The 15,032-nt window shown below is 47.2% G+C and carries 6 protein-coding genes; 1 reads left to right on the top strand and 5 read right to left on the bottom strand.

The features are described from left to right. Positions 1 to 349 precede the first annotated feature (349 nt). Positions 350 to 7,666: a cytotoxic necrotizing factor Rho-activating domain-containing protein gene (locus ACG1VR_RS11485; protein ID WP_395490976.1), complete on the top strand. Its 7,317-nt coding sequence runs from the start codon at positions 350 to 352 to the stop codon at positions 7,664 to 7,666. A 53-nt stretch (positions 7,667 to 7,719) separates the two neighbouring features. Here the strand turns inward: ACG1VR_RS11485 and ACG1VR_RS11480 are convergent, their stop codons facing one another. From ACG1VR_RS11480 to sad, 5 genes are all read right to left on the bottom strand, one after another. Next, complete coding sequence (locus tag ACG1VR_RS11480) at positions 7,720 to 8,772, bottom strand: diguanylate cyclase (RefSeq protein WP_395490975.1); 1,053 nt, start codon at positions 8,770 to 8,772, stop codon at positions 7,720 to 7,722. Positions 8,773 to 8,854: 82 nt separating this feature from the next. Further along, a complete protein-coding gene (locus ACG1VR_RS11475; protein ID WP_395490974.1) occupies positions 8,855 to 10,324 on the bottom strand; it encodes a diguanylate cyclase in 1,470 nt (489 codons plus the stop codon). A gap of 449 nt (positions 10,325 to 10,773) precedes the next feature. After that, positions 10,774 to 11,700, bottom strand: coding sequence for a glutaminase B (gene glsB, locus ACG1VR_RS11470; RefSeq protein ID WP_172569924.1), 927 nt, complete (start codon positions 11,698 to 11,700; stop codon positions 10,774 to 10,776). Between the two features lie 69 nt (positions 11,701 to 11,769). Beyond that, the gene (locus ACG1VR_RS11465) at positions 11,770 to 13,371 is read right to left on the bottom strand and encodes a methyl-accepting chemotaxis protein (protein WP_395490973.1); all 1,602 of its coding nucleotides are present in this window, start codon (positions 13,369 to 13,371) and stop codon (positions 11,770 to 11,772) included. Between the two features lie 194 nt (positions 13,372 to 13,565). Then, entirely contained in the window at positions 13,566 to 14,957 is a 1,392-nt protein-coding gene (gene sad, locus ACG1VR_RS11460; RefSeq protein ID WP_395490972.1) for a succinate-semialdehyde dehydrogenase, read from the bottom strand. Positions 14,958 to 15,032 lie beyond the last annotated feature (75 nt).

Raw genomic sequence — 15,032 nt, 5'->3', positions numbered from 1 at the left:
CCATTATTTTGGCTCTTCCGGGCAAATAAAAATATGCTTTCCCCTGCACTTAACATTGCAAAGCACAGTCCCTGCGGTCCATAACCCACTCCGGCATATCTATGGCGTAGACGATATCCATGCCCAAAGCACGAACATCCTGGTCAATAGACTCTTATTTGGGCCAATGGTGCCATACGCCGTGGTAAAGGCGCTTTTTCTGCAAATAGCTTACCTGGCATTGCGCATAAAACCGCGCATAGTATCAGGCCGGTTAATCGATATTACGGGTCAATATGATTCTTGAAATCTCTGAATCGGTTAGTCCCTGGCGCGGTTTTCCCTCACAACTGACAAAGAGAAAATGGATATGAATATTTCTGATTGTAAAGGAACATCCTGGCAAGGAATAAATAATGCCTCCTCGCATCAACCCGACGCGGTGGAAAATGTAGACTCCGAAGACGAAATATATTTTGACGCGCTTGACCATTTCCCCCAAACCACAACAACGGCATCTGAACCTGAAGTATTGGGTAACAGTGGAAACGCCCCCGCTGTTTCCCCCGTTAATGCGCTCTTCGGGCATATAGTGGATAAAATGCTCTATAATATATCGCTAAGGGTACTCTCGCGGCTGGGCGGCCTGGAGGAGTTACATTCCGAGTTACGCACCCTGGCGCAAAGCCATGATGTATTAAGCGCTCGCCTGAGGATGTTCTGCGAGCTCTTGTCCCGCTATCACCAACATGTTCCTGAGCACTACCGGCCCCTGTTGACTAATCTCAATGAACTGGCTCGTGCAGGACTGAGTATTTACCAGCTTTCTGCCACCAGGCTCCCCACGCTTTGTGCTGAAATACGGCAATTCGCCAGCCAGGCTGAATACCTGTTGTCACTGGGAGTTGTGAAAGAGCAATTACCTACCACTCTGCTCCATCAGTTATCCGCGCTTCCCACGCAGCTGCGCAAGGTGGCTGATGTACTGCTTCAGGCCCGCCTTATGCCGGAGGGCACCACCCCAGAAGAATGGCTACTGGTTATCCAGCAGCATGACATATTACCAAAGCCCTTACAGCACATGCTCGCCAGTTATACGCAGCTTTGGACGCAACTGCGTGCGCTACATGAAAGCAGCAGAGAGCTGGCCAGTCGCTTTCCTTTACCTACCGGCAGCGACTGGCCGGAGCGCATCAACTGGTTTTTGCGGCTTTTAAACGATCCGCGTGTTGTACGCCATATTGCAGCAGAACTCCCCTCAGCTTTAATTGATGCGGTAAAACTGAGCACGCCGTTACTGCGTATGGTCAGCCAGTTTCCTGCAGAAGGAACGCTGGCTCAGCAGTTGGAATGGGCCAGGCAGAATGCAAATGCTCCTACCAGCGAGCTAAATCCTTTGCTGGCGCAGCAGCCCCTCTGTGAATTTATTAACGCGCTCCGCCAGCAGGTCGACAGTAGAGTGGTCAATCCCACCCTTTTTAATGCGCTTATTATCCTCGCCAACCCGGAATCATCTATCCGGGAGAAATCCAACCGTATTATTTCACTATGCCTGAGAAATTTTAAATTTCGTGCGGGAGTTGCCTATGCCATGCGTGGAGCAGTGCGAACATTTTCAGGGGGCTCGCTGGCTCTCAGCACCTGGGACTGGTATCAACAGCTTCCCGCCAGGCTCACCTGGCAACAAACGATGGAGCGATTTTTTACCGATCTTCAGCGAGAGATTAACACTACGCCTGACCTGCTCAGGGAATTACTGCCCGACTATGTTCTACAGAGTGCAGAAACGCTCTCAGCCCTTGTTGAACTGCCCGTCGACCAGCCGTGGCAGGATACGCTGCGCTGGGCCATCAGAAAACTTGGCCTGTCCCAGGTTAATGACTGGCTTTGTCAGCGATATATTGAGCTGTGTTTGATTCGGGGCATTTATGAGTCCTTGCTGCAAGGTGATGCCCTGGAGCGTGAAGCCATACTGCGCGATCTTACTGTTAACCTGAAAGATTATTTTGCAATCCGGCCAAACTCGGAGCTTACCGGATTAGTCGATCTGGTGCCTTACCTGCCGCTGCTTTCGAACCTGCACGACGCAATAAAACAAATACCGCCTACCGACAGCTGGTTAACCTGGACCACCAATCTGCTGGCGGCGATAGAGCAGGATCCTCATCCCGGGCTGGCAACTTTGCGTAGAGAGATGGAAACACGAATAGCCAATTACCTTAGCGACAGTCTGGTCGCGACTTTTGATTCTCTCTGGGCGCAATTGCCGGAATTCAGCGACCCATTACGCTTTCCTGAAGCCGACGCGGCCGTTATACCGCAGGCCCTGGTAGAAGAAAACGACGGTGTAGTTCAAAAGGAGGAAAGCGAATTCCTACTGGAACTCTTCGAAATTGCCCAGGAATACGACAAAGGCAATAAGTCAGTATGGGCAAAAGGTGATACCTCTCCCGCAAAAGAAATTGGCGTGGTTGCCGGGTTGTCTGCGGGGTGGCTGGCCTCGCTCTATATGTTCTGGCGCGCCTATAATCCCCAGGCTCCTCAGCGGGAAATCGCAACCGGGGCCGAGATGCAGGAACTACAACCACAGGGCGTAACGACGATCCCCCCGACTACTGCACCGGCTCATGGCCATAAATATATTGTACCAATAGCACTTCTTTCAGGTATGGGAGCCGCTACAGCCTGGGTTGCCTGGCAGAACTGGGGAGCAGAAAAGACGCTAACGTTGCAGCAGGTTTTCAGGGATATACTTAATGATGAGTACCGCGACCAGGCTAAACATCACGAACCAGCATTAAATACCAGAGCAACCAGGGTGAAACGCGAGTTAAGTCCTGGCAATGCAACACGAATTGCTCAAAATTACAACAAGCCAGAGCCAGAGTTAGGCCTCAGTGATATTAATCTCCGTTTCAAAACATGGAATATTTCGTCCAATAAGATAATTAATAAACACATCAGCACATTTATTAATATATTAAATGCTGAAAATCCCCCCATCAAAGAGGAAACGAAAATTGTTTCTGGAGCAATCTTATTTTTCATGAAAACCCTCAGTAATTATGTGCAAAATCTTCATCCACAAGGTAACTCATCTTCATCTTTATCACCAACTCAATTTGATGCAGAGTATTTCATCTACAGCCTCATTCTATTGGATAAAATGATCTCGAGGATAAATAGAATAAATCCTGGTGTGGACATAAATAAAAGGGTTTCAGCAACCATTGAATATCACATCCTATGTTATTTTATTGAAAATAATCTCTCTGCAAATTTATATACAAAACACGCAACAAAAAATAACATTCCTGAGATAATTTACGACTTTATGTGCAATAGTATTATTTTTGGATTTAACCAATTTCCACACCTCAGAGATTTAATGGAGTCCGAAAATAAAAATCTTTCATTCCGTAATCAGATTGGTCCGTACGCGGAAGACACTTATAAAAAACTCGAAGAGTTGATATCGAAAGAATTATTTAAACTTGATAAAACCGATGATGTCATCACTGATAAAAAATCAGCCTTTGATTTCTTAATAAAGAAAGTAAATTCCTTACAACAGGATGATCGTTATGATGTGTCTCTGGATGAGATGGAATACATGCTAATACGCGGCAGAGATAAAATTATTAACATCATGCTCACAAGTGATTATGATGGATTTATAAAAAACTCTCAGTCTATAGCACTCAAAACTGATGTAAGCTTTATCAATTCAACAAAATTATTAAACTACCGGAAAAAATGGGCAAAATGTAGCATTGATTATATGGAGATCATAAAAAATAATTTACCCAAAACAACAACAGGCAATAATGGTAATTTATATTCTCTTGCCGCAACTTCAGCCATCAATAGTTTATTAAACGATAGAAATGAAATCTCAACTCTTTTAATTGAAAACTTCACTAGTCCACCAGATGCTTATCAGCAGTACGCATTATACATTACGCTTTCGTTGCAAATAAACAAAATAGCCTCTTTCAAACAGGAATGGGATAAAATAATGTTGTATTGGCGAGATCTTATTAATGATAAAGAAATAAATTCAAAAGTAATCGCTCTTTATAATACTAAAGATGACAATATATCTAATTTTCTAAAGATTTTAAAATCAACCGCTATTCAAAAGACATTAGACGAAGTAGAAAAAATCCAAAGCATTGAAATTAGACATGACTTCTATGATGCACTGGCGTTGGATCTATCCAATAGAGCAATAACGTTAAAATATGAAATTGATAATTATATAAAAACAGGAAGTTACCTGCTGTATCAATACATGTCGAAAGGCACCAAAGAGTATAAAAATTCAGATTTTTCCCCTGAGACATTCTATTCAATAGACCGCAACATGCTTGAAATAAAATCCGTTCCATTATTAACGGGCAGCTTCTTTGAAAGAAACCTACATCCTCTTGAACAGGTACAGAGAGAAGCTCACGGTGCTTCTATAACCGCAAAAAAATTGTACAGGATTTACAATGACTACATTGTCAGCGATGCAAAAAAAGAGGCTATTATAACGGCAACAAATTTCTTTTATTTATTTGGAGAGCAATTTATTTCATGGGAAAGTCTTATAAAAACAGTTGAAAGCACACAGGAATATAAATACATACGTGAAATCTCGATAAAAGACTCCAGGGTGGGCCATTATCCGATAAAAAGAGAGTATCTTGGTTCAGCGATAACCATAGAACTTGAAGGCTCAGAAAAATATTTATATACCAACATACTTGGTCATCCGGCACTAATTAACCTCGATAAAAAACTAACAAAGAAAATCAGTGCAACACCAAAATATGAGGAATTATACACCCATGTGTATAAAGCATTGAATATTGGCGATGACCTTTCATTCCAGGCAAAAATGCCTTTTAATGATAACATAACAATTGCGGAGATTTTGATAGAGGTTGACAAAAAAAATCATTCAGATTCTGTGATCTTCAAGAATGTAATTATCGATGATTTCCATAAAAGATACACCCACGCCGCTAATGAGTTAAAAAACAAAGGTAATCAATCTATTTTCGACGATTTACTTTCATTAATACCATTCTATTCGATGCTAAAAAGAAAAATTTACGACCCACAGTATCAACCTGTTATGGCAGACATGGTGTGGGATATTATAGATGTCGGCGCAGGACTTTCTTTTCCCGGCATTAAACTCGCAAATTCTGCTTTCCACACTTTTAAAAAAATCACAAGAAAAACTCAAAAAATGTTATTAAAATCTGACCCCACCCTTAGAGGAACAGAAAAATATATAAAAACCCTCCAGCTATCATTACCTATGGTGCGAAAAAAAATACCCAGAATTCAGGATGCTATTGTTAATACCATTGAATTCTCCGCTTCTCTACTAAACCCTATTGATCCTTTTATACTTATGGGTTCTAAATTAGCAGGTCTGGGTAACCGTGCCATAATAAAAACATCAACCAGAACAAGGGGGACAATTCTCGGTGATAGTAATAATATATCGATCAAAATACCCGCTACAGGTATGACAATTACCAATCCAGAATCAAAATATTTTACAGGAAACCCGGCCTATAATTACAAATATATTGATGAAATAACAGGTATTGAACTGGATGAAATGATATCACGAGCCCCCAATAAATTATTTACAGATCAAATACTAGAAAAATTTGTTCGAATACCTCAGGGGCAATCTGATAAAGCCTGCCAACAAGCGTCTAATATATTGCAAAGTCATGGCTACGACACAAAAATCATCGGATGTCTGGTATACAAATTCCCGTCAGATACCGCCCCACTTACCCATTATACTGTTTTAGCTAATAAAGCTGATGATAAATTGCTCATCGATGCAACTTTTGAACAGTTTGTTTCCTTAATGGATCGGAAGTATAAGATTAGGATCACATCCTGGGAGCAATGGGTTAGAGATATTACTCAATCTGATAAGTTAAAAAACAATCTTATTATCCTAAAGGAATATGATAATCTTACCGCCGCAAACTATGAATTATCTAATGTTGGCAGTTATAATTACCTTGAATCATCATTTGTAAAAGATCCTGATTTCCACATGGTAAATATCCCAAAGGGATTTATTAATGATTTCGCACACACATACTCTACAGATAGTCATAGAGTCAAAAATGCAACAACCTTAAGTATGCTTGACTCAATTGATGAGAAAATAGATACGCAGAAAACCATTCTGCAACATCTTCAGGATGAAGAAACTAAATATGTCAATAAAAATATTTCCGTACCCAATAGGATTGAAACTACACTAACAAAAACCAGAAGAATAATAGAAGAATTGGAGTGCGTGCAACGTTTACCAATCAGGCTATCTAACTATCTATATTTCAACAAAGTAAACCTATTAACCGAACACAATAAAATTATATTTAACACCCCGGTTTCTGATGAAATTGCATCATTCTTATCAACCCCGGAGGCGATATCTATTTCAGAGGATATCACATCACCTGTGATGAATTCGATACAATCTATTGATGAGTATGGTTTAGCCACAGTGTCAAACATACGTTATGTTATCAATGATGGAAAATTATATAAAATATATACCGGGAGAGCGATGGCCAGACAAACAGCATTAATAGAGTTAGATACCAGCCTCATTTGCATGAACTTTATCGATTACCGATGGGTTATTGATCACCGCTCTACAATTCCTGGCAAGGCCAAAACCAATGCGTTACAGAAACAATTAATTTCAGGTTCGACGCTTCCTTTTAGGAGCAAAGGCATTCTTGATGTTAAGAGCAATACAAAAATCTTAACGCCATTTACATACGTTCGTCGTGATAATAAATTTAATATGGCAATAACAAAAGAGTTCGCCCATTCTGATCTAAAAGGCACTTTACAAGGAAAAATAAAATCAACAACTGGAAATCATCTGTCGTCTCAAACTATAAATGGGCCTATTATCGGAAAATGGAAACTCGGAGAGCTGGATGAAAATGTAGAATTCATACAAATATCTAATGGAAACTCAGGGTGTGTAGCAATAAAAATAGCCTTTGACCTACTACCTGAAGGCAAACCGGTGATTGTTTCAGCCGGAAATCTCAGTGGCTGCACAATGATTTATGCAACTGACAACCACTATTTTTATGCTTATCATGCCGGGCAACAACCCGGTGATACCGAGTGGCTAACAAGCCAACAAGGGGTCCGGAGCATCTATAATGCTCATGTTTTAATGAAAGGAACGTCGGTATCTGGCTTTGAGACAGCACTATTAAAAAACCAGGATCTGCCATCAATTTTCTCTGATTATTCCAGTTCTTTAATAACCTATTTAGGGAAGAATACAAAAACAACAGGAAGTACGAGAATAACATCAAACTTATATACTAACGTAACGACATTTGACTACAATAAATATCATACAAATCAGGATCAATCCAGAACGGCGCTCGCTTATGCTGTGCTAAGCAAAAACAAGGGAGTTGTTAATGTTTCAGCCTATTCAGAAGACCTGTTAATAAACCATGCGAACGGAGATTTAACCACTCTCTTCAGCCAGCATCAAAGATTAAACGGCATAGACTCCACAATAAATGATTCAATTTTTGATACCTCAGTGGATACCTTAAGTGACCTTTACACTGCGTTTATCGGTATGCGTATTATATCTAAAACAAATAAAGAATAACCCGGTTGCACGCCTGCACCTGCCGCAGGCGTGCTTTCATTACTAAGCCATTTTCAGGAAGCAAAGATACGGTTCTTGCCTGCCCGCTTCGCGTTGTAAAGCGCATCGTCGGCGGCCTTTAGCCATTCAACGGCATCCGGCATCTCCTTAGTCGCGCAGGCAATGCCGATGCTCAGCGTGCAGTAAGCGTTCTTTTCCGGCAATACACGTACGTTAATCGACTCCAGCAATATCCTCTGTGCAATGCCCTCTGCTTCTTCCAGCGTGGTTATCGGCATAAGCACCACAAATTCATCGCCCCCCAGCCGGGCCGGGGTGTCGGTCGAGCGTGTTACGACCCGCAGTACGTCAGAAACCGCCATCAGAATTGAATCCCCGACTTTGTGCCCGAAGCGATCGTTAACTTCTTTGAAGTTATCGATGTCGATAAACATTAACGCCGAGCTGCCGCAGGCGCTGCGCAGCCTGGCGAGTTCATTATCAATCTTTTTCTCAAGCAGGCGACGGTTGGCTATACCCAGCAGCGGATCCATCATCGCAATGCTTTCCAGCTCGCGGCTTTTCTCACGCAGCTTTACCGCAATCGAGGCGGTAAGCATGCTAAGCGCGATGGTGTAAACGGAAATAAGCGGAAGCGTGGCGTACATCGTTCGCGTCGAAACGGCAGACTCAAACGGCATGCCGTGGCTCAGCCAGGTGAGCAGGAACGTCACGACCATCGCCAACATGGCTTTGATCATCAGCGGTTTTCCCCCGGCGGCCAGGCGGTCGGAGATGAGTATAGTGACGATGGCAACCGATGGCAGCGGGCTTAGCGCCATCATGGCAATCCAGAAACCGCCAGCGGCAGCATCTATCACCAGGTTTTGCTTTTCACTGTTTACCGGGGAGCGTGAGAAACGAGCCTTCAGCAGTGCAACGTGCGGCCACACAAAGGCGTTAGCCACCAGCAGGCAGATAACCGGTAACGACGCGCCGTGTTGGTTCAGCACCGACAAGATAGGAAAGAAACACAGCAGCGTGCCCAACATCCGCATCAGATACATGCGGTTGACGAATCGTGAGCCTTTTTTTCTGGCTTTTGGTGCAGGATCGGGGGCTATCATAAATTTCTCAGGCAAACAGACCGGCAGCAACACTAACAATAGAGTGTAAGAGATCTCATATGGACAAAGCTATGCCATAAGATTACCGAGGCGTCGCGGGCATCTCTTCGCCTCCGCTATCCGTGATGCTCGTCTTGTTTCTCCCCTGTCGCTTCGACAAATAAAGATTCTTGTCCGCTTCCGGGATAAGCATATTAAAGGTATCTTCCAGCGTTTTTTCTGCCACTTCTCCGGCTGCAAGCCCGATGCTCACGGTAATAAATAACGGCTGCTGCTGGTACAAGAAACTGCCCTGCTCGATGGTTTTACGGATCTGCTCTGCAATTTCGTAGCCTTCCTGCAGATCATGGGTTCGGCAAACCACCACGAACTCCTCGCCGCCGATACGAGCCACCATCCCCCGATCGCCTACGGTGTCCAGTACCCTGGCGGCAAAAGATGCCAGCACCGCGTCTCCGCATTCGTGGCCCCAGCTGTCATTTATGCGCTTGAAGAAATCGATATCAAGCAGCATTACACACAGCAGCGGCTGCTTGTTCAGCGGCAGATGCCCGGTGCGTTTTAATGCTTCAAACAGGCCGGAGCGAGAATAAACGCCGGTAAGATAGTCGAAGTCGGCGCGCAGTGAGGTCTGCTTTATTAGCTGATTGATCGCATCCACGCTGATAGACACAATCAGCGGGCAGATGGCAATTGTTGCAATCCCCAGGCGGGCGGAAAACATCTGATCGACCAGCAGTAAAGGCTGCTCGGAATGCAGGTTAATCGCGGCGTGGGAAACCAGCACTATCTCCGTCGCACCCGTGATAAGCGTCAGCAGCGCAGTGACCGGCAGCGGATAACGAATGGCGCACCAGATTAACGCCGGAAGCGGGAAAGCGAGGCTACCCGCCCCACCGATAGCAATAGCGGTGCCGACTGCGATAACCACAGCGAACAGCGGATAAAGATCGGAAGGCACCAATGAGGGCATTTTGCGCCATTTCGGCCAACTCGCGCTGAGCAAACAAGGCAACATAAGCACGCCGGTTGAGAACTGTTCGCTCACCCAGTCGGCGTACAGCGGCATAAATTTTTCATGGTAGTCGCCGCTTATGCCAAGTGAACCTATTGCACCGAACAACGAGCTTAATATCGCCGCAATGAGCGAAAAGTTGAAAATATTAAAGGCGTTTAGCGCCCAGTTGCTCTCGTCCATATTCCGCGAATAGCGCAATAATAGCCGCGCCGCGGTAACGATAAACACCATGTTGGAAAAGTTAATGATGGTTGACTGCCAGCCCCACTGCGTAGTGAACGCGTCATAAACCAGCATTGCCGCATAGCTAATAAAGTAATATACGGCTTTATTGAGCCACGGATTACGCACAAAAATGGCGGCCAGCACCGCGTTCAACGGCCAAAATAGCGACAGATCGTTAACCAGCCGCAATGAGGCGCCGAAGAAGTAAAACAGCGTGGTAAAAACGAAGATACTGACAGCATTTAACAGCATCTTTTCCGGGGAAAAGAATAAAAACTTAGGTCGATTAATCATGCCATCATGATTCATGTTTATTCATTCACCGCTGAAAAGAATAGCGCCATCAGGTGATTGCGGAAATAAGCAATAGCTTAGCATGTTTGCTGCGGCCAGGAGCCCGGTTGTTGAGAGAAAAAGGGAAAATCACCGCCCTGGCCCGACTCACCGCATCAACTATTACTCATAAGCTAAATTCTCGCCACTTGATAACCTGGTGATGGAAAGCTTCGGGATTTCTGACTAAAAATTCAGACTTATTGCCAATTAATAATTAGCAGCCTCAGGTTTAACCGATGTTTAAAGTGACTGCCTTATAGTCACAGCATACAGGTTTTCCCGGAGATGAAATGCGCAAAACACCGTGGGCGGAACGATTAATCATCACCGCCATTATGCTAACCGTTCTGGCAACCGTTAGCCTGGTTGGCGTCCTGTGGTTGCGTGTGCCGGGATTGTTGCTGCTGTAAACCCCGGCAAGTTTAGAAAATTGAACGCCCAATGCGCTGAGAAAGTATTTCCAGCGCTGCCGTGCCCGCCAGAGAGTTACCTGACGCATCCAGTTCAGGGCACCACACCGCGATAGACATCTCGTTCGGCACCACTGCGATAATCCCGCCGCCGACGCCGGACTTACCCGGCAGGCCAACACGATAAGCGAATTCGCCCGCTCCGTCATACATCCCGCTGGTTATCATCAGGGCGTTAATCTGCCTTGCGTGCTGGGCCGAAACCACCGGCTCATCGAGATGCAATGCCTGCCCCTGGTTTGCCAGGAACAGGAAAGTTTTAGCCAGTTCAAGGCAGCTCATTTCCAGCGCACAATAATGGAAATAAGTTTGCAGCACCGTTATTACGTCATTTTCAAAGTTGCCGAAGGACTTCATTAGCCAGGCAATGGCGGCGTTGCGGGCAGAATGTTCAAATTCGGAACGCGCCACGCGGGTGTCGTAAACCAAATCGTCTGCGCCTGAAAGCTGGCGTACCACTTCCAGCATGCGTTGTTTCGGCGCGCTGAGCCGCGTTTGCAGCATATCGCACACGACCAGCGCCCCGGCATTAATAAACGGATTTCGCGGCTTTCCCTGCTCCAGCTCCAGCTGCACAAGCGAGTTAAACGGCTGGCCGGAAGGCTCTTTGCCCACGCGCTGCCAAATTTCATCTTCTTCGTAGCGGCCCAGCGCCAGCGTCAGGCTCAGAACTTTTGAAATCGACTGAATAGAAAAGCGTTCAGCGGCGTCCCCGGCGCTAAAGAATTCCCCGTCAACGGTACACACCGCGATGCCAAGCTTACTGCCGGACACTTCTGCCAGCGCGGGAATATAGTCGGCAACCTTCCCTTTACCGAGCAAAGGACGGACTTGTTCGAGGATCTCTTCCAGTAACTGATTATTTAATTGGACCGGCACCGTGCTCTCCTGAGCGATGTGTTAAGCGGCGCAAGTATATCAGAGCGACGGGCCGATAATAAAACGAACTCAGGCCGTCATCTGGAAGCGAGCAACGGCTTTTTCCAGTCGCTGCGACTCGCTGAGCAGCCGCTGGGAGGTATGCGTCGAAGCCTTAATCAGCCGTCCTGTTTGATTCACCGCCTGGTTGAGCGTGGTAATACGGCTAGTCACATGATGTACGCTGGTCCCCTGGTCTACCGAAGCGCTGGAAATTTCGTTTAACAACCCGCTCAGACGAGTGACCTGAGCAATAACGCTCTTGAGTTGATTCTCCAGTTCCGACACCGCCTCGCTGCCCTGTTCAATGCCCTGCAACGAGTTGTTGATAAGCGCCTGAATATTTCTCGTTGACTGGCTGCTCTGCTTCGCCAGCAGGCCAACTTCACGCGCCACAACGGCGAAGCCACGCCCCTGATTACCGGCATGAGCAGCCTCAATTGCGGCATTAAGCGCCAGGATATTAGTCTGGAAGGCGACATTATCGATCATCGCCACAATGCCGCGCATTTCCGCCGAACGGGTGACAATATCCTGCATCGAGGCGTTAACCGTATGCATCATCTGGTCACCTCCGGCTACCATCTCCCGCGCTTCATCGGCGCGCTGGTTGGCCTGAATAGCATACTGACTGTTTTCCTGAACGCGAGATTCCAGCTCGGTAATGTGCTGCGTCACCCTTTCCAGCTCCTGCTCTTGTTGAGCGGATTGGTTAAACAGCTCATTATTACTCTCGGCGAGCTGGCCGATATTACTCAGCAGCGTAGCGGAAGATTCTCGCACCTCCAGCACCAGCTGCTGTATTCCCTGCTGCATTTCCAGCACGCTGCCGTGGAGCTGCTTCACTTCGCGGTTTACCAGCCTGCGTTCGGCTGGCAGGCGCGATAAATCTCCGGCTGCCAGCACATGCAGATGCTCAATCAACCCTCTAAGCGGGCGGATAACCCAGCGTGCGACGCCGAGCCATACCGCGATTGCAACAACCAACAGAATACCCAACGCGATAATAAACAAAGTCTGCGCCTGGCTCAGGCTGCTCAGAAGCGAGCCGCTGGCCTGCACGGTTTGCTTCTCACCCTCGCTCTGGTAGCGCGCGTACTGCTCGTTGAAATCGGACTGAAACGCCTGAATCGGCACTTCAAAGAATGCGTCTATCGAGGCGTGTTTCTGCATCCCTTCTAGTTGCTCTTTCAGGCCGCTGAAAAATAACTGATAGCTGCTGGCCAGCGCGTCGCTGCTTGCCGGGTGCAGTTTTTGCCAGGCGGAGAAGTTTTGCTGCGACTCTTTTAACGACTTATCGGCTTCATCTACCAGGCTGTTCCAGCTGCCGACCGAGCCGGTTTCTTTATCCTGCATAAAGTAGACACCCGCGCGGTTTAAGAGGTCGCTGGTCATTAACAATGAAGTTCTCGCCTTTTCCATTACCACCTGCTGCTGGTGAAGCTGGCCGCTTTCAAGCACGCTTTGGCGGGTATCACGGAGGATGTTGGAAAGCGAAACGGTCGAGAGAATTTGCAGCACCGAAAACAGCGCAATCACGCCAACAACCCCGCTCAACAGCCCAAACTCGCGCGGCCGCCCGATGAACAGGTTAAGGGGATTTAAACGGCGAAAAATTTGACTTATGTTCATGATTTTCTTCAGTAACACAACGATGCCGCGAGTGTACTGAGCGAAAATGACAGAAATATTTCATTCCCATGACAAACAAGGCCACCTGAAGAGTGACCTTGTTTAGTGCTGGTTAAATCACCAAAATCCAGCTCTATCTCTTAATTTGAGGCGACAATGGAGCATTATCCGCCGGCAGTCTGGTGTGGTTTAAACTAGCGACGATCCTTCCATACGGTCTGAATGTTACAGAACTCATGCAGGCCAAAGTGGGAAAGTTCGCGGCCAAAACCGCTCTTTTTCACCCCGCCAAATGCTACTCGTGGGTCACTGGCGCTGTAGCCGTTGATAAATACGCCGCCGCACTCAAGGCCAGCCGCCATTTCCAGCGCCAGGTTCTCGTTAGCGGTAAAGACCGTTGCCGACAGGCCGAAATCGCTGTCGTTAGCCAATTCCAGGGCATGTTGACTATCGCGGGCAACGGTAATAGCGGCCACCGGGCCAAACAGTTCCTGGCGGAAGGCGGTCATATCTGGCGTAACACCAGCCAGCACCGTTGGCGCATAGTAATTGCCTTCTCCGGCCAGTTTTTCGCCGCCAATCAACAATTTTGCACCCTGACTAAGTGACGTTGTCACTTGCTCATGCAGCTCATCTCGTAGATCGTAGCGAGCCATAGGCCCGATACGGGTTGACTCTTCCTGCGGCGCACCCAGCTGGTAGTGTTTAAGCTCGGCAATGAATTTGTCGGTAAAGGCATCGGCGATACCCGCTTCAACGATAAATCTTTTCGCCGCGGCGCAGACCTGCCCGGTATTCTGGAAACGGCCCGCCACCGCGGCTTTTACCGCCTCGTCAAGGTCGGCATCGTTCAGGACGATAAACGGATCGGAACCGCCAAGCTCCAGCACACATTTTTTCAGCGCCGCGCTTGCCTGAGCGCCAATTGCCGCCCCCGCTCTGCCGCTGCCGGTCACCGTGACGGCGGCAATTCGTGGGTCGTTAATCGCCTGGCTAACGCCTTCCGGCGTGACGTTAAGCAATTCGAACAGCGAGGCAGGGAAACCCGCAGCGATAAACATCTGGCGAATAATCTCGGCGCAGCCCATCACATTTGGAGCGTGTTTCAACACATAGCTGTTACCGGCCAGCAAAATCGGCACCGCACCTCGCAGCACCTGCCACAAAGGGAAGTTCCACGGCATCACGGCAAGGATCGGCCCCAAAGGACGGTACTCAATAACCGCTTTATTATTTTCAACCAGCGTGGACTCAGCGCCGAGCATCGCCGGGCCGTGTTCCGCATACCAGTCGCAGAGGTTGGCCGACTTAGCGACTTCGGCACGAGCCTGAAGGATAGGCTTACCCATCTCGGCGCTTATCATCTGCGCCATCGCCTCACCGTGCTGGCGCACCGCTTCACCTAAATCACGCAGCTTTTGCGCGCGGGCTTCCAGCGGCGTAGCCCGCCACTGTTTAAAAGCCTGGTGGTTGCGGGCAAGCGCGGCATTAATCTGCTCTGCGTTCTCGAAAGGATAAACCGCAATGCGCTCACCGGTAGCGGGATTGCGTGAAATGGCGTGGGTTTGCCCGGTTACTGATTGCATGGTGGTGCCTCGACAGGTGAATGAGATGTTAACAGTAGCCTTGAGGCACGAAGTTTAAAAATGAATAATACTGAG

The sequence above is a fragment of the Cedecea davisae genome (assembly GCF_044095835.1).
GTDB classification, from domain to species: Bacteria; Pseudomonadota; Gammaproteobacteria; order Enterobacterales; family Enterobacteriaceae; genus Cedecea; species Cedecea davisae.
Note: the sequence above shows the minus strand (reverse complement) of the source record. Positions and strands in the feature narration are given on the sequence as shown.